This is a genomic window from Microbacterium sp. 2216-1 (assembly GCF_046507855.1).
In the GTDB taxonomy this organism is placed as follows: domain Bacteria; phylum Actinomycetota; class Actinomycetes; order Actinomycetales; family Microbacteriaceae; genus Microbacterium; species Microbacterium esteraromaticum_C.
Genome location: NZ_JBKFTM010000003.1, coordinates 91,750 through 113,669, shown reverse-complemented (window position 1 = coordinate 113,669; position 21,920 = coordinate 91,750). Strand labels below are relative to the sequence as shown.

The following is a 21,920-nucleotide window of genomic DNA, read 5'->3' as shown; positions in this document are numbered from 1 at the left end:
TGAATAGAAGCCTCGACGCCGGCATCCGTTGCCGGAGGTCGCCGACGCGCAGGAGTGCCATGACCACGTGGGAGTATCTGACCACACCGCTGCTGATCCACAACACAGCGGCGATCCTCAACAACTGGGGCAAGCAGGGCTGGGAGCTCGTGCAGGTCATCCAGGGCCCTGAGGGCGGCCTGGTCGCCTACTTCAAGCGTCCCGTGACGCAGGACGCGACGGCCAATTCTGGCCTCGCGGCTGCGGCCGAGGCATCCCGTCAGTTCGAAGGAGATCATCGATGAACCTCACCGCCCGCCTGGAAGAGCTCGGCATCGAGCTGCCCGCGGTCGTCGCTCCGGTTGCGGCTTACGTGCCCGCCGTCGTGCACGGCGGCCTCGTCTACACCTCGGGCCAGCTGCCGATCGCCGGCGGTGGACTGCTCGCGACCGGCAAGGTCGGAGCGGAAGTGGATGCTGACGACGCGAAGTCCTACGCGCGCACCTGCGCGCTGAACGCCCTGGCCGCGGCGGCTGCCGCGGCAGGCGGCGTCGACCGGATTGCCGGCGTGCTGCGGGTGGGCGGATTCGTCGCATCCGATCCCGCGTTCAGCGGTCAGCCCGGCGTCATCAACGGTGCCAGCGAAGTGCTCGGCGAGATCTTCGGCGAGGCGGGCGCCCACGCGCGCGCCGCCGTTGGCGTGGCGGTGCTGCCGCTCGACGCACCCGTCGAGGTTGAGGTGACCTTCACGCTCGCGTGACCGTGTCGGCGCTGCCCGCCGACACCCCGCCTTCTCGCCGAGACCCCCAGTTGCAGATGACTGCAACTGGGGGTCTCGGCGATTACTGGGGGTCTCGACGCGAACGCGTTACTTGACCTGGCTCGAGATCGTGCTCATCACCATGGTGTCGGCGAGCGTCGTGACGTCGCCGACCTCGCGACCCTCGGCCACATCGCGCAGCAGGCGTCGCATGATCTTGCCCGAGCGCGTCTTGGGCAGCTCCGGCACGATGTACACGTCGCGCGGGCGCGCGATCGGGCCGATCTGCTCGCCCACCCAGGCGCGAATCAGAGCGGTCAGGCCCTCGGGGGAGTGCGACTCGAGGTAGCTCTGCTTGATGATCACGAACGCCACGACGGCCTGACCGGTGGTCTCGTCAGCGGCACCGACGACGGCGGCCTCGGCCGTGGCCTCGTGCGCGACGATCGACGACTCGATCTCGGTGGTCGACAGCCGGTGACCCGACACGTTCATCACGTCGTCGACGCGGCCGAGCAGCCACAGGTCGCCGTCCTCGTCGAGGCGGGCGCCGTCGCCGGCGAAGTAGTAGCCCTGCTTCTCGAACTTCTCCCAGTACGTCTCCTTGAAACGCTCGGGGTCGCCCCAGATGCCGCGCAGCATGCTCGGCCACGGCTCGGTGATCACCAGCAGGCCGCCGTTGCCGTTGCCGACCTCCTGGCCGTCATCGTCGGTTACATCGATCGAGATGCCCGGAATCGGCACCTGAGCCGACCCCGGCTTCGTCGCCGTGATGCCCGGCAGCGGCGAGACCATGATCGCGCCGGTCTCGGTCTGCCACCACGTGTCGACGATGGGAGCCTTGTCGGCACCGATCACCTCGCGGTACCACATCCACGCCTCGGGGTTGATGGGCTCACCCACCGAACCGAGCAGACGCAGGCTCGACAGATCGAACTGCTGCGGGATCTGGCGTCCGAGCTTCATGAACGAGCGGATGGCGGTGGGCGCCGTGTAGAGGGTCGTCACGCCGTACTTCTGCACCAGCTCCCACCAGCGTCCGGGGTGCGGCGAGTCCGGCGTGCCCTCGAAGAGCACCTGGGTCGCACCGTTGGCGAGGGGGCCGTAGGCCACGTAGCTGTGCCCAGTGATCCAGCCGATGTCGGCCGTGCACCAGAACACATCGGTCTCGGCGTGCAGGTCGAAGACGTACTTGTGCGTGTACGACGCCTGCACCAGGTAGCCGCCCGAGGTGTGCAGGATGCCCTTGGGCTTTCCGGTCGTGCCCGAGGTGTAGAGGATGAACAGCGGGTTCTCGGCGGGGAAGGCCTGCGCCTCGTGCTCGGCCGACGCCGCCGGCACGACGTCGTGCCACCAGATGTCGCGCTCGTTCCAGTCCACGTCGTTGCCGCCGCGCTTGACGACGAGCACGTGCTCGACGGTCTGCTGCTCGCCTTCGCCGTTGCGGTCGCTCAGCGCCTGGTCGACAGCGGGCTTGAGCGCCGAGACCTTGCCCTTGCGGAAACCGCCGTCAGCGGTGATGACCACCTTCGCGCCGGCATCGTCGATGCGCGAGCGCAGGCTGTCGGCGCTGAAGCCGCCGAAGACGACCGAGTGGATGGCGCCGAGGCGGGCCACGGCGAGCATCGAGACGATCGCCTCGGGGATCATCGGCAGGTAGATCGCCACGCGGTCGCCCTGACCGATGCCGAGGTCGGCGAGCACGTTCGCGGCGCGCTTGACCTCTGCGGTCAGCTCGGCGTAAGTGATGCGGCGCTCGTCGCCGGGCTCGCCCTCCCACAGGATCGCGACACGGTCGCCCAGCCCGGCTTCGACGTGACGGTCGAGGCAGTTGTAGGCGACGTTGAGCTCGCCGTCGTCGAACCACTTCGCGAACGGCGGATTCGACCAGTCGAGCACCTGCGTGAACGGCTTGTGCCAGTGCACGTTCTCGCGGGCCTGCTCACCCCAGAAGGCTTCGCGGTCGGCGGCGGCACGCTCATAAAGCGCGGGGTCATCGATGGACTGGGCGGCGAACTCCGCCGAGGGCGGGAAGCTCCGAGATTCGTCGAGGAGATGATCGATCTGACTGCTCATGGGCACTCGCTCCTTTGCGCGGGGTAGAAGGGTCGTGTCGGGCGCGACCGTGATCCGGCGAATCTACTCGAGCCGACGCGCGGAAGCCTACTGCCGAAAGTCGGTACTGGCGCGGCAGTTGGCAAGCGCACTCCCGCACGCATACACTGACCTCAGCCGATTTCGACATCTGGCTTCAGCGCGCCCGATACCCCCTTATGCGGGCTTGCGCTCAGGCGGCACCTCATTCCCCCCGTGAGGTGCCGCCTCACGCTTTTCTGAGCGGGTGTGCCGCGTTCTGCACAGGACGGCGCGGCTCGCCTCTTATGCACAGCCCATGGGTTTCGGACGGGGGCAGGCATCGGCGCGCTTCTAGCGTCGTTGCCATGACCGATCCCTTCGTGCTCCGTCCACGCACACACACCCGTACGACGGCGTCGACGGAACCCGCCGATATCGATCGGCCGATTCTCGACCCGGCGTTCGGCGCGCTCGCCGAGCATGTGCACGACCCCCAGGTCACCGACCTCTTCGTCAACGGTGCACACGGCCTCTTCGTCGACCGGGGTGAGGGAGCCGAACCAGTGCCGCAGTGGCGGGCATCCGAACGCGAGGTGCGCGACCTCGCCGTCGCACTCGTCGCGGCGGGAGGTCGTCACCTCGACGACCAGTCGCCGTGTGTGGACGTGCGGCTCGACTCGGGCATCCGAGTGCACGCCGTGCTCGCGCCGGTCTCGACGGCGGGCACGGCACTGTCGATCCGTGTGCCGAGAGTGCTCGGAGCCGGCCTTGACGCGCTCGCCGCGTCGGGCACCTTCACCCCCGCGCAACGCACCTGGTTGGCGGGTCTCGTCGCGCAGCGCGCGAATGTGCTCATCACGGGCGGAACGGGCACGGGCAAGACCACTCTGCTGTCGGCCCTGCTGTCGGAGGTCAGCCCTGCCGAGCGCATCGTCACCATCGAGGACGTCGCCGAGCTGCGCCCCCGCCACCCCCACCACGTGTCGTTGGAGTCGCGGCAGGCGAACCTGGAGGGCGCGGGTCGGATCAGCCTGGCCATGCTCGTGCGGGAATCGCTGCGGATGCGACCCGATCGCCTCGTCGTCGGTGAGTGCCGCGGTGAGGAGGTGCGGGAACTGCTCACGGCGTTGAACACCGGTCACGACGGCGGCGCCGGTACCCTCCACGCCAGCGGCCTCCCCGACGTGCCGGCGCGAATGGAAGCGCTCGGTGCTCTCGCGGGGATGGACGCCATCGCGTTGGCGCGGCAGGTGGTCAGCGCCTTCACGGTCGTGCTGCACCTGCAACGCGACGCCGCCGGGCGGCGTCATATCGCGCAGGCAGGGCGCTTCGCGCTCACCGGTGACCGCCTCGGAATCGAGGAGGTCACACCGTGGTGAGAGGTGTCGGAGCTCGCATCCGGGGCGGCGCGCGGGGGAGAGCAGCGGATGCCGGAGACGAGGCGGGCCGCGCGGCGACTGCCGTGCGCACGCTCGCCGTGCTGCTGCAGGCTGGCGCGCGTCCGATGACGGCGTGGCGGCACCTGGCAGACTCTGGGCATCCTGTCGCGGAACGTGTCGTGGGCCGCTGCGGTGAGGGAGCCGAACTCGTCGGCGCGATCGATGCCGAGGGCGGCGCCTGGTCGGACGTCGCCGCGGCATGGGAGATCGCGACGACGGTCGGGGCCCCGCTCGCCGACGTGCTGCGGGCGCTCGCCGAGTCGCTGCAGGACGCCGCGTCAGCCGCGGATGATGTGCGCATCGCCCTGGCCGAGCCCACCGGAACGGCACGGCTGCTGCTCTGGTTGCCGTTCGCCGGGCTGCTGCTGGGTCTCGCGCTCGGGTTCGACACCATCGGTGTGCTGTTCACCAACCCGTTCGGGGTGGCGTGCGTCGTGCTCGGCCTCGGACTGGTGCTGCTGGCGCGGTGGTGGACGGCCCGCATGGTGCGCGCTGCTCGGCCCGCCCCCGGCACCCCGGGGATGCACGCCGAACTCGTCGCGGTCGCGCTCGCAGGAGGCGTCGGCATTCCGCGGGCGCTGCGCCTGGTCGAGCACAGCACGGCAGACCTGCGCGCTGGTCGCGGCGCGACGGATGCGGTGCTCGAGCTGTCGCGTGCCGCGGGCGTTCCCGCAGCAGAACTGCTGCGCGCCTCGGCCGCGCAGCAACGTCACGATGCCCGTGTGCAGGGTCGCGTGCGGGCCTCACGGCTCGCATCGAAGCTGCTGCTGCCGTTAGGCGCGTGCACCCTGCCGGCGTTTCTGCTGCTGGGGGTCGCACCACTGATGCTCAGCGTGCTCGGCTCGACGCCACTACCGATCTGACACGACGTTGACCCGCAGGGCGACACGCGCTCTGCACCGAGAGAAGGAGAAGAGAATGAATGACGAGAAACTGCCTCCACTGACCCGGCGACGTGCTGCCGAGTTGTTCGCCGATGAGACGGGCGCCGCCACGGCCGAGTACGCGATTACCACGATGGCGGCGGTGGCCTTTGCGGGCTTGTTGGTGGTGATCATGCGGTCGGATGAGGTGCGTGGCATCCTCACTGATCTGGTGCGGCGGGCGTTGACGGTGTCGTGATCGGTCGCCGAGGTCGGGTGTCGGTGCGCGGCGGGTTGCGCGGTGAGCGCGGTTCGGTCGCGGCCGAACTCGCTGTGGCGCTTCCTGCGGCGCTGGTGGCTGTGCTGTTCGGCGTGGGTGCGCTGAACGCTGCCGCGACGCAGGTGGCGTTGCAGGATGCTGCGGCGGACGCGGCCAGGCTGCTCGGGCGGGGCGAGAGCGCCGCCCGAGCAGCGGGTGTCGTCTCGGCGGCAGTCAGCGGGGCGCGTTCGTCGTCGCAGGGTGCGGGTGATCTGGTCTGCGTCACGGCCTCGGCCGACCTTCGGGTGGGCCGGATCATCTCGGTACCGCTACGTGCATCGAGCTGCGCTCTCGCGGGCGGACTGTGAGCGAGCGGCGGACGGAAAGGACGGGACGATGGCAGGAACGGCTCTTGCGGCCGGCGTGCTGACGGTGGCTGCGACGCTGTCGCTCGGTCTGGCGGCCGTGGGCGGTGCCGCGGTCACCGCCCAGCGTGTGGCGGGGGCGGCGGATGCTGCCGCGCTGGCCGCCGCGGATGCCGCATCGGGGGCGGTCATGACCGGTGAGGACCCGTGTGCACTCGCAGCACGCGTGGCGGCGGCATCCGGTGCCCGCCTGTCGGCCTGCCAGATCGACGCGCTCACCGCCACCGTCGAGGTGCGGGCGGGGTATGCCGGACTGGTCGCGCTCTCACGGGCACGCGCGGGGCCGCCGGCGGGCGGGTGAGGGCATCTAGCGCAAGCAGCCCGTCAATCACTAGCCTCATGGGCACCAGTACCCTTCGACTGAGGGAGTGTCCATGCGTGTTCAGCCCAAGCCGTGGATCGGCATTGTCGTCTATCTCAGCTACCTGGTCGTCTTCTATGGCGTGTGGATAGCACTGGGCATCGACTACCTGCATATCGGTGACTCCGCGGAGACTTTGCTCAAGTGGTACGTCGCCCCGCTTGCTGCCGGTGCAATCGTGCTCGTTGTCGCGACTTCAGTACTCGGGTGGTGGAAACCGGCACTGTTCGACAAACAGCCCGGCGCGCGCTGGGCGATCATTCCCGGTGCTCTGCTCGCTGTGGTCGCCATCGCAGTGCTCTTCGTCAAAGACACGAGTGGACTCGCACCGATCGTGTGGATTCTGGCGATCGTCGGCAGCATCGGCGTCGGGTTCGGTGAGGAGATGGCCACCCGTGGTGTTCTCGTTGTCGGGCTACGCGCCCGCTTTACCGAGCCCCTCGTCTGGCTCATCTCGACGGCGCTGTTCATGGCCCTCCATATCCCCAACGGATTCTTCGGGGCGGGGCTCGGTGTTCTCATCCAGCTTCCACTCACCTTCGGGGCCGGCACGATCCTCTACCTCGCCCGACGCTCAACGGGAACGCTGCTCGTGCCGATGCTCATTCACGGACTGTGGGACTTCTCCACGTTCATCGGGGTGCACACCACGGCGTCGTCGAGCATCGGCGTCTACTTGAACATCCTGCTGGGGATCTTCGCGCTCATCGTCGTGCTCATCACTCTGCGCAAGGAGCGCGGCGCGAAGATGGCGCAGTTCGGAGCCTGATCCGCACTGCTCGACAAGCACGAGACACTCGCCCCGTAGCCGGCGCGGCTCCGGAACATTCCGCAAGCGAGACAGACAGACAGAAAGGACCACCATGGATGTAGACATCACCGCAGGCCCGGCCTTCGCGATGGGCGTTGTCGCCCTCCCCGCGGGAGGGTCCGTGCGAGTCGAGGCAGGCGCGATGGCGATGACTCGCGGCGACATCGAGATCGCCACCTCAGCGAGCGGTGGCTTCTTCAAAGGGTTCAAACGCGCGCTCGGCGGCGAGAGCTTCTTCGTCAACGACTTCACCTCCGAGAGCGGTGGTCAAGTCGGAGTCGCGGCGACGCTCCCCGGCGACATGACGAAGGTGACGCTCGACAGCGGGACGGCGCTACTCGTGCAGTCCGGCTCGTGGATCGCCTCCGATGCGACCGTCGACGTCGACTCGAAATGGGGTGGCGGCAAGACCTTCTTCAGCGGTGAGGGGCTCGTGCTGCTGCGCTGCACCGGCGCGGGAGACCTGCTCATCTCCTCGTACGGTGCAATCCTCCCTTCCGAACTCGCGCCCGGCGAGAGACTGACTCTCGACACCGGACACGTCGTCGCCTTTGACGAGACGGTGGAGTACTCGGTTCGCAAGGCGGGCAACTGGAAGTCCACGATCCTCGGCGGTGAGGGGCTCGTCACCGACTTCATCGGTCCCGGCCGAGTGTGGTTGCAGACTCGCTCGAGCGCGAGTCTCATCGACTGGATCAAGCGGGTCAATCCCCAGCGCGATTCGCGCTAGCCGTCGCACACCGCGTCGCGCATTGATCGAGAGTGCCCTCAGCACTAGCCAGCGCTGAGGGCACTCGTCGTGCGCCGCGTGTCAGTCGAAGAACGCGTTTGCCTTGCTGGTCCAGAGGAGACCGAGTCCGATGAGCGCGATGATGCCTTGGATGAGCGGGCCCCAGAACCCGTTCCCGAAGGTGAGCACGCCGTAGACGGCGATCGTGGCGTTCAGCAAGAACACGACCGTCATGATGATCCGCGATGTGTTGCTGCCGCGGAACAGCCCGAGGCTGACCGCGATGGTGATGGCGCCGATCGCGATCGTCAGCCAAGCGGCCAAGGAGCCGAAGCCATCGCCGAAGAGATGGAAGGTACCGCTGATGATCGCGATGGCACCGTTGAGCCATGCGAGAACGGCGACGAGAGTGACGCCGCCGGGACGTTGACCTGCCATGATGATGCGCTCCTTGTATCAGTGATGCCGCGATGGTCGCCGCGGCCGCGCCGCACACTCACCCTGTACACCGTGCGGTAGCCCGCCGCCGGGGAGTGCCTGTCGGTGGGCGGGTGGTGGATGACCCGCCCACCGTGCCGATCAGAATCCTTCACCGGAGCGCCACTCGATGTACCGCGCGACGAGCGCGAACATCTGCACGCCGGCCCACGAGACGACCGCGGAAACCGCGATCACCAGCGCGGTGAACAGCCCGGCGAGGATGCCGACGAGCACGTCGTCGGCGATGACGATCGCCTGGATGAACCCGATCACGGCAGCGATCGCGCCGAGGATCAGGATGGCCGCACCGATCGCGCCGTAGATGCCACCGACGGTTCCCGCCCGGCGGTTCAGTGTCTCTTTGTCCATGCTCTTCTTTCCTTTCACGTGGGGCGCACGCGTCGATGCGTGCACCGAGGAAAACTTGACTGGATCTCAAGCTGCGATTCGCCTATGAATCGACTTGGTTCGCAGAGTACTCCCACCCGAGCACGCTGCGTGGACAGGTTTGCACAGATGTCTGTGGCCACGGCCCGGTTGGGGCGGGTGTGTCATGAAGCGTTCACCCAGCTGCCAGCCCATGTTCGCCTGTGCTGAGGACGCTTCCGAGTGGCCCGATCGAGTGGGCACCTCAGAAAGGAACTTCATGACATCGTCCTCTTCCGCGTTCTCGCGTCGGACCTGTGCCGTCGCGGGCGTGCTGCTCTCTGCGGCCCTCGTGCTGCCGCCAACTGCTGCGGCGTCCGCCACCGCCACGGAAGTGGCTCTACCGCCGACTTCTCCAGCGACGACTGAGACCGACGACTCGGCGCGTTCGTCCAACACGCCCGCGGATCCCGCGAGCGGGGCACCCAGCGCCGACGCGGCTGTCGACGCCGCGGAGGGCTCCACGATCTCGCTCTCCACCAGCGACGCGATCGCAGGCGCGCCACTTGTGGTCACCTACGCGACCGATCAGCCGGACGCACAGAACTGGATCGGCATCTACCGCGAGAACGTGACCCCCGGGGATTCGCCCTCGGTGATCTGGAAGTACACGCCGAACGCCAGCGGCGAGGCGGCCTTCACCTTGGATCTTGAGCCCGGCGCATACGAGGTGTGGTTCCTCGCAGATGGCGGCTACACCCCGCTCTCTGAGCCTCTGCCGCTCACCGTCACGGCTGATCCAAACGCGCCGGAACCGCTTGAGCCGGGCGACCCGGAGGCCCCCGTGAACATCGACCCGGTCGCAACAGATGTCAGTACGGACGGTGTGCTGCTGCGGGCCGGCTTCACGGACGGTTCCTTGCCGGAGGGGTGGTCGACGACGTTCGAAGCGTCCGTCACGGGCGACGACCGGTACGCCGGTTGGCAACCCACAACGCGCGCCGCCTGGTCTGCAACGAGTGACCGGATGCGGGACCGCTTCGGACGCACTGACCGCGGATTCCTGGTCGCCGACGCCGCGCAGTTCGGCGGGGCTCCGTTCACCGCCGCGCTTGCCAGCGCGCCGGTCGGCGTCGCTGAGCTCGATGCAGTGCGTCTCACTTTCGACAGCCACTACCGCGGGGCGCCCGGGCAGAGCGGCGTCGTCCTGGCCAGCTTCGACGGGGCGGCCCCGATCGAGGTGCTGCGGCTCGATTCGACGAGCGTGACAGACGGCTACGACGGCATGCAGTTGAACGCTGCCCAGGACGTCACCATTGACACCCCGGCGCGAGCGAAGTCCGTGGTGTTCTCGTGGGAGTTCACCGGTGGCGCCGAGGCGCAGTACTGGGGAATCGACTCCATCACGGTGCATCAGGCACAGGCCGCGACCGATACGGAGCCGACGCAGGCCTGGGTCGTTTCGGACATCCAGGGGCATCCCAAGGACCTCGCTCACGGAATCGAGGATTTCGCGCGGCTCTCTCCCGATGCTGACGGGCTGCTGATGGTGGGGGACATCGTGGCGTCCGGCACAACCCGTGAATGGCAGGAGGTAGCCGACGTAATGGAGGCCTCTGCAGCTATCCGCCCCCCGAAGACCGTAGCGGGCATGGGCAATCACGAGCGGTACGCCAACGGCGGTTTCGACGCCAACTTCCAGCGGTTCCTGACGTTCGCTGACAGGGATCGCGCGTGGGACGAGTACGTGCTCGAAGGGCCGGCGGGCGACCTCCCCGTGATCGTGCTCGGGCAGGAGATGGCAGGACCGTCTGATGTGCCGATGACGGACGCGCAGGTCGAGTTCCTCGAAGACCGGCTCGCACACTGGACGGCTCAGAACGCGCAGGTCATTGTCATGACGCACTTCCCGCTCGGGAACACCGTCTCCGCCTCGTGGCTGCCGTGGTACAGCGCCCACCACCAGCACAATCAGCGCCTCACGAGCATTCTCGGCAACTACCCCAACGCGGTGGTGCTGAGCGGCCACACGCACTACCCCGCCGAGCTCGGCGACTGGGCGATGCAGCGCCGCACCGCGGATGGCCACGCGGACGGGTTCTGGGCTGTGAACACGCTCGCGATGCACATCGAATGGGATGCGCGGGGCGAGAACACCGCTGGAGCGACCGAGGTGACCACGCGCGACGTCAATCGCGGGCTCACGCTGGACTCCTATGGGGACCGCATCGTGATCACCGCGCACGACTTCGCCACCGACACGCAGCTGCGGCAGATCACAATTCCGAACCCGCTTGTTGAGTTCGCTGCACAGCTCGCGCCGGACAGCGAGCGGGACGCGGACTACTCGGCTGTGGACACTGCTCTCGGCACCGTACCCGCCGAACTTGAGGGGTACACCCCGGAGTCTGCCGCTGTCGTTGCCGCAGCCGTTGCCGCCGTCGAGCGCGGTCTTGGTGCCGACCGCCAGGCCGAGGTGGCCGCGATGGCCGACGCGATCGTCGCCGCCGTCGCGGGGCTCGTGCCCGTCAGCACGGAGCCGGGTACGAGCACGCCGGAGCCCACTCCTGACACGGCGAAGCCGGGTGAGGCAGCATCCGGATCTGACGCATCCGCGCTTGCGACGACCGGTTCGGGCAGCGCCGTAGGGCTCTGGGCTGGTGCCCTTGCGCTGCTCTCGGCAGGCGCGGCACTCGTGCTCGCGCGCCGTGGGCGCAGAACACGGGAACACGTCACCGAGTAACCCGAGAAAAGCCGCACTCCTCGTGCTGAGGTCTCAACCTCAGCACGAGGAGTGCTTTTCTGTTCACAGATGTTTGGAGGCTGAAGGACATGACGGGCGCAGTAACCACGCGGCTGTCCCTCCGCGATTATGCGGGGGATCGTGAGGCCAACCGCCTCGCGAGTTATCCGTACGGTCGGTCTCCAGCAGCAGAAGCCGGACTCAGAGCCCAGCGGTGACGCTCACCGACAGAGGAAGACGGTGGCTTCCCCTAGGAGAAGCCACCGTCTTCAGTGAGCGATGTCGCGTGACATCGCGAAGTTCGATGCTCGCGGCCTACGCGAGAAGGCGGCGCAGCCAGGAGGAGAGACCCTCCACCAGAAAGACGATCACGAGAACGCTCAGAAGCAGGAACAGCATCTCATGCTGGTTTATTCGTGCCGCACTCGCGAGCATGTAGCCGATGCCCCCACCGCCGACGATGCCGAGGACCGTAGCCGAACGAATGTTGGTGTCGAGGAGGTACAACGTGTGCCCCACGAACGCCGGCACCGCCTGCGGGAACGTCGCCCCCGCGAAGACCTGCATTCGGGTTGCACCCACCGCGGTGAGTGCGCGTTCCGGGCCTGGCTTCACCTCCTCGAGCGAGTCCGCGACAAGTTTGCCGAGCAGCCCGACGCCCCCGATCCCTAGTGCGAGCACCGCGGCACCGGGGCCGAGCCCTGTCAGGATGATGAAGAACAAAGCGAGAAGCAGCTCGGGCAGGCCGCGAATCGCGATCAGCGTGAGCCGAGCACCGGCGCGCATGATCGGGTTCGGAGCCACGTTGCGCGCGGCAAGTGCGCCGATCAGCAGAGAGAACACCACGGCGAACAGAGTCGCGGCGAAGGCGATCTGCACTGTCTCGAGGAGCGCGAGTGCCACATCGCCCCACTTCGCGTGCGCGAGCGACGGTGGCCACAGCCGTGCGGATGCGATCCCGAGGTTCTTCCAGAAGTATGCGAAGCTGCTGCCCTGCGTCGCGGCGATGACCACGGACACGCAGAGGATGAGGGCGGCTCCCCAGAAGAGGCCCGCCTGGCGTCGCCGATCCGGTGTCCAGGGAATGCGCCCCTCCCGCCCCTTCCGCAGCTCGGCATCCTGGCTGGCAGCGATACGTGCCGCGGCGTTCTTCGAAGCTGGCGCCGAGGTGAAACGTCGCACCAGTCGGTGAGCGATGCTGCGGCCCGCGGGCTGTGTTCCGAGCAGGGAACGCCGGATCAATGCCGAGACGACCTCGAAGACGACGCACAGTACGAAGATGATGATCGCGTAGGGGATGGCCTCGCGGTAGTTCAGCGTTTGCATGGCGTGGCTGAGCTGCTGACCGAGACCTGCCACACCAACGAAGCCGAGAATCACCGAGACGCGGAGATTGATATCGGCTCGGTGCAACACGATTGCGATGTACGCGGGCAGCACTTGCGGCCAGACGCCGCCCCAGAACTGCTGCGCCCGGCTCGCCCCCGCTGCGCGCAGCGCGCGGACAGGGCCCTCATCGATCTGCTCGATCGCGTCGGCGGTGAGCTTGCTGATCATGCCAACGGAATGGATGCCGAGAGCGAGTACCCCGGCGAGTGCACCCTGCCCGATCACAAGGGCGAAGATCATCGCCATGATCGCATCTGGTGCCGCTCGTGTGGTGACGCCGAGAAAGCGCCCGAGTACCCCGCTACCGCGGCCCGGGGTCGTGTTGCGGGCGGCGAGATACGCAACCGGAATCGAGAGCGCGGCCGCGAGTGCGGTCCCGCAGAACACAATGGCAAGCGTCAGCGCACTGAGCCAGACCGTCTCTCCCACCGTGGGCCAGACGAACGGTACGGTGCGACCGAGAAACTGCCCTGCGTACTCGGTTCCCCTCAGCAGTTGATCCCAGGAGAGCCCGACGCCACGGAACGACCACAGGCCTGCGGCGAGCAGTGCGAGCAGCAGAGTGGTCGCGATGATCGCGTTGCGACTCGGTGGCGGGAGCGTGGCGCGATTGCGCCCCGATCGCGGGGATGGCACCGGCGGCCCCGACGGCGCCTGTCGCGTGACCGGTTCTGTCGTCACGCCGCTCACGCGAGCACCTCGCTCAGCTCGCGCGCGTCGTGGGATGCGGGGGTACCCGCGAGAACGACGGGCGGACCCGGCTGGTCGAGTGCCGCCGAGTCAGCATCCACGGAGACCTGTCGGTACACCTGCATCACGGTCTGCGCGTCGAGCCCGCCGGCGGGAAGGTCGAGTACCACTCCGCCATGCCGCAAACCGACGATACGATCGGCCCAGGCGAGAGCCAGATCTACCTGATGGAGGCTGCACACGACCGTGAGGCCGCGCCGTTCGGCGATCTCGCGGATCAGCGTCATCACCTGCTGTGAGGACTCGGGGTCGAGGGAGGCTACGGGCTCATCCGCGAGAAGGATCTCGGGCTCCTGCATCAACGCCCGTGCGATCGCGACGCGCTGTTGCTGGCCGCCCGAGAGCGTGTCAGCGCGCTGGAACGCGACGTGCTCGAGTCCTACCTCCGCGAGCAACTCGAGTGCGCGGATCCGCAGTCTGCGCGGGTAGCTGAGGAGCCCGAGTCGCGGGCCGCGGAGCGTGGCCAGTGCGCCGGTCAGCACATTCTCGAGCACTGAGATTGGGCCTACAAGTTCGAACTGCTGAAAGATGAAGCCGAGACGGCTGCGGATTGCTCGCAGCAGTCTGCCCCGTGCGTCTCCGACGGGAGATCCGAAGACCCGTACCTCGCCGGAACTCGCCATCTCCAGTCCGTTGAGATGCCGCAACAAGGTGGACTTGCCGGATCCGGAGAGCCCCAGGAGGACCACGATCTCGCCGGTGGCCACGCTGAGCGATACCCCGTCGAGGGCCCGTGTGGAACCGTACTGCTTCGAGACGTCGGTGAGCTGGATAGCTGGTGTGTCAGACATGGGGCGGTGCTCCTCAGGTCGGGATGGATGTCGTGGTGCGGGGCGCCCCGCGGACGGTTCCGGAGGCCCGAGCCGGCGTGCGGCGTCGGGCCTCCGGGGCTTATCCGTGGGCTACGGCTGGCACTGCGCGGCGCCGGTCTCTTCGCAGACCTTGCGCACGCTGTCGTAGTAGGAGTCCTCGACGGGGACGAGCTCAGTGAAGAAGGCTCTGAATGCGTCGGTGATCTCGATCCCTTCAGCAGCGATCTGGTCGATCGTGATGTTCTGGAGCGAGTCCTTGAGGGACTGCTGCACGTCATCCGGAAGGTTCGTGGAAACGACGAGAGGCGCACCCGGCACAGTGACCCGGTTGATCACCTCCAGGTCGCCTTCGGCGAAGAGCCCGTCTGCGATCCCCGTCACCTCCACGACGGCGTCCTCTACGAAGCCCGCATCGCACTCGACGCCCTGAGCCGTCTTCTGTGCGGACGCGTCGTGACCGCCCGCGAAGACCGGCGTCACGTCAGTCTCGGGATCGATCCCCGCGCCGAGCAGTTCCGCGCTCGGGTAGAGGTAGCCGGAGGTGGAGCCAGGATCGACGAAGCAGACCTTCTTTCCCTTGAGATCTTCGATCTTCGTGATGTCGGAACCGGCGGGCACGACCGTGAGCGACTCGTAGCCGGGCTCGGCGCCCTCACTCGTGACGGTCACGCCGATCGGCGTCAGCGGCGCGCCACCGTTCGTGGCGGCTACATAGGTGAAGCCCGAGAAGTTGCCGATGTCGATCCGGCCGGCGATCGAGGCCTCGACGAGCGCGGCGTAGTCGGTGGACTGCACCAGCTCGACCTCTTTGCCCGTTTTCGCGGCGATGTAGTCGACGAGAGGCTGGAAGTTGCTCTCGACCGACTGCTGATCAGGGACCATGCCCATGACCAGGGTGTTCTCGTCCTTGGCAAAGCCATCGGTGTCTGCGGACTCAGCGGGCGCAGAGCAGGCGACGAGCGTGCCGACGAGGGAGAGGCCAGCGACGAGCGCGAGGCCGCGGCGGAGTGGTGAATTCACGGGGATACCTTTCAGTGGTGGGTGCGGAACAAATGACGTGAGTGAAGTCGGAGATCAGGGTGTGGAGGCATGCGTGTTCCGTTGGGCGACCGCGCGGACCCAGGCCGCGTCAGCACCGCGCAAGTCCGGCACGGACTCGTGCGCGTCCGCTGTCCAGCTCGCGCTGTCCGCGCGGACGAGCACGCTCGTGCATCCGGCCGCGAGGGCAGCCTGCAGACCGACAGCGGAGTCCTCGAACACGACGCACTCCGACGGCGCGCGACCGAGTAGCTCGGCCGCCCGAAGATACGGCTCGGGGTGTGGCTTCGCCAGGGCCACGTCGTCGGCGCTGATCGTGTGGGTGAAGAGCGAGAAGTCGACCTGGCTGGCAACGGCATCGACCCAGCGCCGCGTGGAACTCGTCACCAGCACGAGCGGAACGCCCGCATCGTGCAACGACCGCAGGAGCTCTTCCGCTCCCGGGCGCCACCGGATGTTGCCTTCCATGGCGGTGAGCGAGCGCGTCTCGAGCTGCGCTGCGACCGCGGAGGGCTTGGCAACCTCTTCGCCGATCAAGGCGGCGATTCGGGTGCTCGCCTGCTCGGTTGTGGCTCCTTCGAGGCTTGCTACTGCATCCTCAGCGGGGGTCACGCCGAACGCGTAGAACACCGCGCGCACCGTGTCGAGCCATGTCGCCTCGGTGTCGAGCAGTGTGCCGTCCATGTCGCACAGCACGGCCAGGCGCGAGGAGAGGACTCCGGGCGCGGGGCGTTGAGGGGTATCCGCGATCAGTGAGGCGGGAGCGATGTTCACCCGAACATTCCGGCGGCCGCGGATGAGCACGGCCGAACGAATCCATGAACGTCTGGTGAACCCTCTGGAGGGTTGTGGCGGATAGGGCGGACAACTGCGAACGGCTGTCCGCCCTCGGCACGGGGGAGGTCACCGGCCCCGTACGCTGGCCCGGTGACTCCTCCATCCACCTCCTCGTATCGACACGTTCTGCGCGACCTACTCGCGCGGATCGTGGACGCCGAGTTTGCCGCTGGCACCGCGCTCCCGTCCGAGACGAAGCTCGCGGAACATTACGGCGTAGCGCGTGGAACGGTACGAAACGCGCTCTCCGGTCTCGCGGATCGCGGCATGGTGATGCCCGTGCAGGGGACGGGGTGGATTGTGCAGTCCACGCTGCATACCCAGAGCTTCGTCGAGCTGCGCTCCTTCGCGCAGTGGGCGCGGAGCAAAGGCGTAACTCCCGGCGGGCTCGTCCACGCAACGGATGCTGGTCAGGCAAGCGCTCTGGAAGCCCGCAAACTACGAGTCGCCTTGCGCAGCCCGGTGGTGCGGGTCACGCGCACCCGCACCTTGGACGGGCGCATCGTGATGCTGGAGCGCACGACCTACCCTGAGTGGATGACGAACCATATCGTCGCGATCCCGGCCGATGAGGCATCGGTGGTGGACGCAATGCAGCGACGGTTCGGGATCACCACCGCGCACGCGGACTACGCCATCGATACTGTGCCCGCCTCGAGCGCGGACGCTGTGTTTCTCGACGTCCGCAGATCCAGCCCGCTGTTGCGCGTGCGGCGCACAAGCTTCACGAGCGGCGGTCGTCCCATCGAGTTCGGGGAAGACCGGTATCTGCCCGACACGGTCACATTTCAGGTGCAGGCGTCCAGCGTGTCGAACACGCTCACCCGCAGCGAGTTCTGCGCTAGTTAGCCGGGCTGCCTGGGGAAGGGCGCACGTTCGTCACATGCAGGCCTGCGGTCCAAAGGGATCCCCGGCTTTGGGCAGCTGGTCAAAGGACGCCTCGCGACGCGTTTGACTGCTGGAGCGCGCACAGACGAGGCGTCTACTAATGTTAGCCTTACCTAAGTAGGTGCTCGACCTGCGAATCCCACCCGATGAAAGGCCTCACTGTGCCCGCACGCCTCCGCCGTCCCGCAACGGCGCTCCTCGCGCTCACCGCTGCCGCAGCTCTTCTGCTCACCGGATGCGCCGTCGCCGAGACCGCCGCTGACGACACCTCCGCGACCGACGCCGGTCTGCGCCAGGTCGAGCACGCACGCGGCACGACGGACGTGCCCGAGCGGGCGCAACGCGTTGTCACGCTGGAGCCGCTGGAGCTCGACACGGCGGTCGCCCTGGGTATCACGCCGGTCGGCGCGGCGATCGCCTCGAACATCACCGGAGCGCCCGCCTACCTCGGGGTGGAGGGTGTGCAGAGCGTGGGTACCGTCCCCGAGCCCGATCTCGAGGCCATCGCAGCGCTCAAGCCCGACCTGATCCTCGGCACCGAGACGCGCCACTCCGCGCTGTACGAGCAGCTGTCGGCCATCGCGCCCACGGTGTTCATCGCGACGCAGGCCGACCCGTGGCGCGACAACGCCGCGCTCATCGGCCAGGCCCTGAACCGAGAGGACGAGGTCGCCGCGCTGCTGGCCTCGGTCGATGAGCGTTGTGACACCCTCGCCGACGAGTACGCCGTCGACGGCCAGACCGCGCAACTGATCCGTCCCCGCGACGAGACCACCCTCAGCCTCTACGGGCCGGTCTCGTTCGCCGGCAGCCTGCTCGAGTGCGTCGGCTACACGATCCCCGAGCGCGACTGGGCCGACGGCCTGCAGGCAGACCTCTCACCCGAGAACATCCTCGACGCGCAGGCCGATCACGTCTTCGTCACCACCATCGATGTCGACGACGCCTCGACCATGCCCGCCGCGCTCCGTCAGAACGCCGATGCTTTCGCCGCCGCGACGCTTGTCGACACCAGCTACTGGGTGTCGGGCGTCGGACCGAAGGGAGCCCACACCGTGCTCGACGACATCGAGGCGTACCTCGAAGCGAACCGGTGAGGCCGGCCATCGAGGCGGGGCCGCGTGCGGTCCCGCCTCGCCGGCGGTTCCGTCGCGCCACGGCCGGGGCCGCCGCGCTCGTTGCCGGACTGGCCGTCGCCGTGCTGCTGTCCCTGCTGATCGGCGCCAACCCTCTCTCGCCGTCCGCGCTGCTCGCCGCGCTGAACGGGGCAGGCACACCCGAGACCTCCTTTGTGCTCTTCGACCTGCGCGTTCCCCGCACCCTTGTCGGCCTCGCTGCGGGTGCCGCGCTCGGAGTGGCAGGTGCGCTGATTCAGGCGTTCACCCGCAACCCGTTGGCCGACCCCGGCATCCTCGGCGTCAACGCGGGGGCCGCCATGGCCGTCGCCCTCGGCGTCGCGTTCCTCGGTGTTCGCGGCGCCTCGCACACGATCTGGTTGGCATTTTTCGGCGCGCTCGTCGTCACCGTGGCCGTGTACCTCGTCGGGTCGGCGGGGCGGGGCCCTGCCGACCCGATCCGGCTCACGCTTGCCGGCGTGGCGCTCGGCGCTGTGCTCTCGGGCATCACCACGGGACTCATTCTCAGCAACCCCGACGCGTTCGATTCGATGCGCAGCTGGAACGCCGGTTCGTTGCTCGGACGCACCACCGATGATCTGCTCTCGGTACTTCCGTTCCTCGCCGTCGGGATGCTGATCGCGATCGCATCGTCGTCCGGACTGAACGCGGTGGGCCTCGGTGAGGACGTCGCTCGGGCACAAGGGGCGAATGTCGCGGGCATCCGCATCGGCGTCATCGTCGCCGTCACCCTGCTGGCGGGCGGCGCGACAGCGCTGGCCGGACCGATCGCCTTCGTCGGACTCATGGTGCCCCATGTGATCCGCTGGACGTTCGGTGTCGATCAGCGCCTCATCATCCCGCTGTCGGCGGTGCTCGCACCCATTGTCGTCCTGCTCTCCGATGTGGTCGGCCGGGTGATCATCGCGCCCGCCGAGGTACCTGTCGGCATTGTCACAGCGCTGGTCGGCGCCCCGGTTCTCATCGTGCTCGCACGTCGCAGAAAGGCCAGCACGCTATGACCGCCTCATCGCTCGTCGCCGCACCGCGCCGGGTCGTCCTCGCCGCGGGGCCGCTGCGGATGCCGGTGCGCGTGCGCAGTCTGTGGGTCGGCGCGGCGGCCATCGTGACCCTGGTGGTTCTGCTCGTAGTATCGCTCGGCCTCGGCTCGTATCCCCTCGCGCCCACCGAGGTCGTGCGCGTCCTTCTCGGCGGGGGAGAGGCGATCGACCGCACCGTCGTCCTCGACTGGCGGATGCCACGGGCGCTGGCCGCGATCTCGCTCGGCGCTCTACTGGCCATCGCGGGCGCTCTGTTCCAAACGGTGACGCGCAACCCGCTGGCCAGCCCGGACATCCTCGGACTGTCGAACGGCGCGTTCACCGGGATGCTGCTGACCCTGGTGTTCGTGTCGGCCAGCGCCCCCGCGCGTACGGCCGGTGCGCTGATCGGTGGGCTCGGTACCGCCGCGCTGATCTGGTTGCTCGCCGCGCGGGGCGGGGTGCAGGGGTTCCGATTGATCATCATCGGCATCGGCATCTCGGCGATGCTGGCCTCGGTCAACACGTGGATGCTGTTGCAGATCGAACTCGAGACGGCGATGTTCGCGTCGGCCTGGGGCACAGGGTCGCTCAACGGTGTGACGGCGGATGCTCTCGGAATCGCTCTGTTGTGCGCGGCGCCGTTCGCCGTGGCCGCCGCGATGCTCGCACCGCGACTGCGGCAGATCGACCTCGGAGACGACATGGCCGCGGCTACCGGTGCACGCCCCGCTTTCGTGCGTACCGCGGCTCTGCTGATCGGCGTCGTGCTGGTCGCCGCCGCCACCACGGTCGCCGGCCCCGTCGCGTTCATCGCGCTCGCCGCCCCGCAGATCGCTCGCCGGATCGCGCGGACGCCCACCCTGTCTCTCGGGCTCTCGGCGCTGCTGGGTGCGGTGCTGCTGCTCGCCTCGGATCTCATCGCGCAGCACGTGCTGCCGGTGCCCCTTCCTGTGGGGGTCGTGACCGTCTCGGTCGGCGGCGCCTACCTCGTTCTGATGATCATCTGGGAGATACGCCGCCGTGCCTGATCACGCACCCCGCAACGACCCCTCCGCCCGCTTGCGCGCCGAGGGGATCACCCTGTCGTACGACCGCACCATGATCGTGCACGACACCACCGTCGTGATCCCCGACGGGTCGTTCACCGTGATTATCGGCGCGAACGCCTGCGGCAAGTCCACACTGTTGCGCGGACTCTCGCGGCTGCTGGCTCCGGCGAGTGGAGAGGTGGTGCTCGACGGCAGATCGATCTCGACGTACCCCGCGAAAGAGGTCGCCCGACGGCTCGGGCTGCTGCCGCAGAGCGCACTCGCGCCGGACGGGATCACGGTCGGTGATCTTGTGGCCCGTGGCCGGTACCCGCATCAGAACCTGCTGCGACAGTGGTCGGTCGCCGATGAGGACGCGGTGCGCCGTGCCCTGGCAGCGACCGGCACGAGCGAACTGGCCGAACGTGCGGTCGATGAGCTCTCGGGAGGACAGCGTCAACGTGTGTGGGTGGCGATGGTGCTCGCACAGGAGACGGACCTGTTGCTGCTCGACGAACCGACGACCTATCTCGACGTCGCTCACCAGATCGAGCTGATGGAGCTGTTCGCCGAGCTGAACGCGCAGGGGCGCACGATCGTCGCTGTGCTGCACGACCTCAACCATGCCGCCCGCTATGCCTCGCACATCATCGCGATGCGCGGGGGACGGATCCTCGCCGAGGGGCCGCCCGCCGAGGTGATCACGAGCGAGCGGGTCGAAGAGGTGTTCGGCCTCGCGAACGTGGTGATCGACGATCCGGTCACCGGCGGCCCGCTCGTCGTCCCTCTCGGCGGCGCGGCACGGAACACGAAGATGAAGGAGAACGTATGAGCAGCCCGCGGCCATGGGAGTACAGCGCCTTTCCGGTCGTGGTGACCGCCCGGCGGCAGATCAGCCCCGGATTCGTGCGGCTGACGTTCGGGGGTGAGGCACTCGAGCACTTCGCGACCTGGGGAACCGATCAGCGCATCAAGATCGTTCTGTCGCTGGCCGACGGGTCCTTTCCGGATGTCGGACTGCTCGACGAACCCACGCCGCACCCGTCGCACTGGTACACGCGATGGAAGGAACTGCCTGACGGTGCGCGCAACGTGATGCGCACGTATACGCCGTCCGGCATTCGTCCGGAGTCGCGCGAGATCGACGTGGACATCTACCTGCACGATCCAGCCGGCCCGGCATCCGCCTGGGCAGCACAGGCCGTTCCCGGTGACCGTGTGGTGATCACCGGTCCGGACAGCCGCAACGGCTGGACCGGTTACGGGCTGCACTGGGCGCCGGGCGATGCCAAGCGGATGCTGCTGGTGGCCGACGAGACGGCGTTCCCGGCCGTCGCCGCGATCCTGCGCGCGGTGCCCGACGCCGAGCGGGTGGACGTGATCCTCGAATGCACCGACCCGGCCGATGACATCGTGACAGCGCATGCCCCGGCGCATGCGCACATCACGCGCGTATCGCGCGGCGATGACCCCGACTGCACCGGCGCCGAGCGCGCGGTCGTCGAATGGGGCCGGGAACGCGGCGAGGGGATGCACGCGGACCCGGGGTTCTACGCCTGGCTGGCGGGGGAGTCCGGCACCACGGCGCGGGTGCGTCGCCATCTCACGGCGAGCCTCGGTGTGCCCAAGTCCCGGGTGGCGTTCCTCGGTTACTGGAAGGTCGGCGGGCCCCTCGTGGGGTGATCCGCGCGGCGGCCACGGCCTCACAGCGCGCTCCTCGCCAGTTCT

At 68.1% G+C, this 21,920-nt stretch carries 23 protein-coding genes; 16 read left to right on the top strand and 7 right to left on the bottom strand.

The window, feature by feature from the left end:
• The first annotated feature begins 59 nt into the window (after positions 1-59).
• Together ACLD0U_RS10575 and ACLD0U_RS10570 are read left to right on the top strand one after the other, a co-directional pair.
• On the top strand, positions 60-284 hold the full coding sequence (locus tag ACLD0U_RS10575) for a DUF4177 domain-containing protein (RefSeq protein ID WP_179410137.1): 225 nt from the start codon (positions 60-62) through the stop codon (positions 282-284).
• Positions 281-739: a RidA family protein gene (locus ACLD0U_RS10570; protein ID WP_206821890.1), complete on the top strand. Its 459-nt coding sequence runs from the start codon at positions 281-283 to the stop codon at positions 737-739. Before ACLD0U_RS10575 ends, ACLD0U_RS10570 begins: the two co-directional genes overlap by 4 nt.
• A gap of 108 nt (positions 740-847) precedes the next feature.
• On the opposite strand, the gene acs is transcribed toward ACLD0U_RS10570, so the two are convergent.
• Complete coding sequence (acs, locus tag ACLD0U_RS10565; protein ID WP_206551524.1) at positions 848-2,815, bottom strand: acetate--CoA ligase; 1,968 nt, start codon at positions 2,813-2,815, stop codon at positions 848-850.
• Between the two features lie 365 nt (positions 2,816-3,180).
• Here acs and ACLD0U_RS10560 point away from each other — a divergent pair, with 365 nt between their 5' ends.
• The 7 genes from ACLD0U_RS10560 (at position 3,181) to ACLD0U_RS10530 (ending at position 7,703) form a co-directional block, all read left to right on the top strand.
• The gene (locus ACLD0U_RS10560) at positions 3,181-4,194 is read left to right on the top strand and encodes a TadA family conjugal transfer-associated ATPase (RefSeq protein WP_179410140.1); all 1,014 of its coding nucleotides are present in this window, start codon (positions 3,181-3,183) and stop codon (positions 4,192-4,194) included.
• Positions 4,188-5,117, top strand: a complete 930-nt coding sequence (locus ACLD0U_RS10555) for a type II secretion system F family protein (protein WP_410340606.1) — start codon at positions 4,188-4,190, stop codon at positions 5,115-5,117. Before ACLD0U_RS10560 ends, ACLD0U_RS10555 begins: the two co-directional genes overlap by 7 nt.
• A gap of 55 nt (positions 5,118-5,172) precedes the next feature.
• Positions 5,173-5,376: a DUF4244 domain-containing protein gene (locus ACLD0U_RS10550; protein WP_179410141.1), complete on the top strand. Its 204-nt coding sequence runs from the start codon at positions 5,173-5,175 to the stop codon at positions 5,374-5,376.
• Positions 5,373-5,744, top strand: a complete 372-nt coding sequence (locus tag ACLD0U_RS10545; protein WP_347401275.1) for a TadE family type IV pilus minor pilin — start codon at positions 5,373-5,375, stop codon at positions 5,742-5,744. Before ACLD0U_RS10550 ends, ACLD0U_RS10545 begins: the two co-directional genes overlap by 4 nt.
• Before the next feature lie 28 nt (positions 5,745-5,772).
• The gene (locus ACLD0U_RS10540) at positions 5,773-6,102 is read left to right on the top strand and encodes an Rv3654c family TadE-like protein (protein WP_179410142.1); all 330 of its coding nucleotides are present in this window, start codon (positions 5,773-5,775) and stop codon (positions 6,100-6,102) included.
• A 73-nt stretch (positions 6,103-6,175) separates the two neighbouring features.
• Positions 6,176-6,931, top strand: a complete 756-nt coding sequence (locus ACLD0U_RS10535) for a CPBP family intramembrane glutamic endopeptidase (RefSeq protein WP_410340605.1) — start codon at positions 6,176-6,178, stop codon at positions 6,929-6,931.
• Between the two features lie 94 nt (positions 6,932-7,025).
• Positions 7,026-7,703 (top strand): TIGR00266 family protein, encoded by a 678-nt coding sequence (locus tag ACLD0U_RS10530; protein WP_206551540.1) that lies wholly within the window; start codon positions 7,026-7,028, stop codon positions 7,701-7,703.
• Positions 7,704-7,784: 81 nt separating this feature from the next.
• On the opposite strand, the gene ACLD0U_RS10525 is transcribed toward ACLD0U_RS10530, so the two are convergent.
• The gene (locus ACLD0U_RS10525; RefSeq protein WP_410340604.1) at positions 7,785-8,141 is read right to left on the bottom strand and encodes a hypothetical protein; all 357 of its coding nucleotides are present in this window, start codon (positions 8,139-8,141) and stop codon (positions 7,785-7,787) included.
• Positions 8,142-8,282: 141 nt separating this feature from the next.
• On the bottom strand, positions 8,283-8,552 hold the full coding sequence (locus ACLD0U_RS10520) for a hypothetical protein (protein ID WP_224818730.1): 270 nt from the start codon (positions 8,550-8,552) through the stop codon (positions 8,283-8,285).
• A 277-nt stretch (positions 8,553-8,829) separates the two neighbouring features.
• Here ACLD0U_RS10520 and ACLD0U_RS10515 point away from each other — a divergent pair, with 277 nt between their 5' ends.
• On the top strand, positions 8,830-11,292 hold the full coding sequence (locus ACLD0U_RS10515) for a DUF4073 domain-containing protein (protein ID WP_410340603.1): 2,463 nt from the start codon (positions 8,830-8,832) through the stop codon (positions 11,290-11,292).
• Between the two features lie 315 nt (positions 11,293-11,607).
• Here the strand turns inward: ACLD0U_RS10515 and phnE are convergent, their stop codons facing one another.
• The 4 genes from phnE to ACLD0U_RS10495 all read right to left on the bottom strand — a co-directional run bounded on the left by phnE (position 11,608) and on the right by ACLD0U_RS10495 (position 16,055).
• A complete protein-coding gene (gene phnE / locus ACLD0U_RS10510; protein WP_206821901.1) occupies positions 11,608-13,317 on the bottom strand; it encodes a phosphonate ABC transporter, permease protein PhnE in 1,710 nt (569 codons plus the stop codon).
• A gap of 50 nt (positions 13,318-13,367) precedes the next feature.
• The gene (phnC, locus tag ACLD0U_RS10505) at positions 13,368-14,222 is read right to left on the bottom strand and encodes a phosphonate ABC transporter ATP-binding protein (RefSeq protein WP_206551545.1); all 855 of its coding nucleotides are present in this window, start codon (positions 14,220-14,222) and stop codon (positions 13,368-13,370) included.
• A gap of 111 nt (positions 14,223-14,333) precedes the next feature.
• Positions 14,334-15,263 (bottom strand): phosphate/phosphite/phosphonate ABC transporter substrate-binding protein, encoded by a 930-nt coding sequence (locus ACLD0U_RS10500; protein WP_206551546.1) that lies wholly within the window; start codon positions 15,261-15,263, stop codon positions 14,334-14,336.
• Between the two features lie 54 nt (positions 15,264-15,317).
• The gene (locus tag ACLD0U_RS10495) at positions 15,318-16,055 is read right to left on the bottom strand and encodes an HAD-IA family hydrolase (RefSeq protein ID WP_206821903.1); all 738 of its coding nucleotides are present in this window, start codon (positions 16,053-16,055) and stop codon (positions 15,318-15,320) included.
• A 153-nt stretch (positions 16,056-16,208) separates the two neighbouring features.
• Between ACLD0U_RS10495 and ACLD0U_RS10490 the strand changes: the two genes are divergently transcribed.
• The 6 genes from ACLD0U_RS10490 to ACLD0U_RS10465 all read left to right on the top strand — a co-directional run bounded on the left by ACLD0U_RS10490 (position 16,209) and on the right by ACLD0U_RS10465 (position 21,875).
• Complete coding sequence (locus tag ACLD0U_RS10490; protein WP_410340602.1) at positions 16,209-16,967, top strand: GntR family transcriptional regulator; 759 nt, start codon at positions 16,209-16,211, stop codon at positions 16,965-16,967.
• A gap of 200 nt (positions 16,968-17,167) precedes the next feature.
• Positions 17,168-18,103 (top strand): ABC transporter substrate-binding protein, encoded by a 936-nt coding sequence (locus ACLD0U_RS10485; protein WP_410340601.1) that lies wholly within the window; start codon positions 17,168-17,170, stop codon positions 18,101-18,103.
• Positions 18,100-19,143 carry a FecCD family ABC transporter permease gene (locus ACLD0U_RS10480; protein WP_410340600.1) on the top strand — a complete coding sequence of 348 codons (1,044 nt, stop codon included), beginning with the start codon at positions 18,100-18,102 and terminating at the stop codon, positions 19,141-19,143. Before ACLD0U_RS10485 ends, ACLD0U_RS10480 begins: the two co-directional genes overlap by 4 nt.
• Positions 19,140-20,192 carry a FecCD family ABC transporter permease gene (locus tag ACLD0U_RS10475; RefSeq protein ID WP_410340599.1) on the top strand — a complete coding sequence of 351 codons (1,053 nt, stop codon included), beginning with the start codon at positions 19,140-19,142 and terminating at the stop codon, positions 20,190-20,192. The genes ACLD0U_RS10480 and ACLD0U_RS10475 overlap by 4 nt, the downstream gene beginning before the upstream one ends.
• Positions 20,185-21,024, top strand: a complete 840-nt coding sequence (locus ACLD0U_RS10470; RefSeq protein WP_410340598.1) for an ABC transporter ATP-binding protein — start codon at positions 20,185-20,187, stop codon at positions 21,022-21,024. The genes ACLD0U_RS10475 and ACLD0U_RS10470 overlap by 8 nt, the downstream gene beginning before the upstream one ends.
• On the top strand, positions 21,021-21,875 hold the full coding sequence (locus tag ACLD0U_RS10465; RefSeq protein ID WP_410340597.1) for a siderophore-interacting protein: 855 nt from the start codon (positions 21,021-21,023) through the stop codon (positions 21,873-21,875). The genes ACLD0U_RS10470 and ACLD0U_RS10465 overlap by 4 nt, the downstream gene beginning before the upstream one ends.
• The last annotated feature ends 45 nt before the right edge of the window (positions 21,876-21,920 follow it).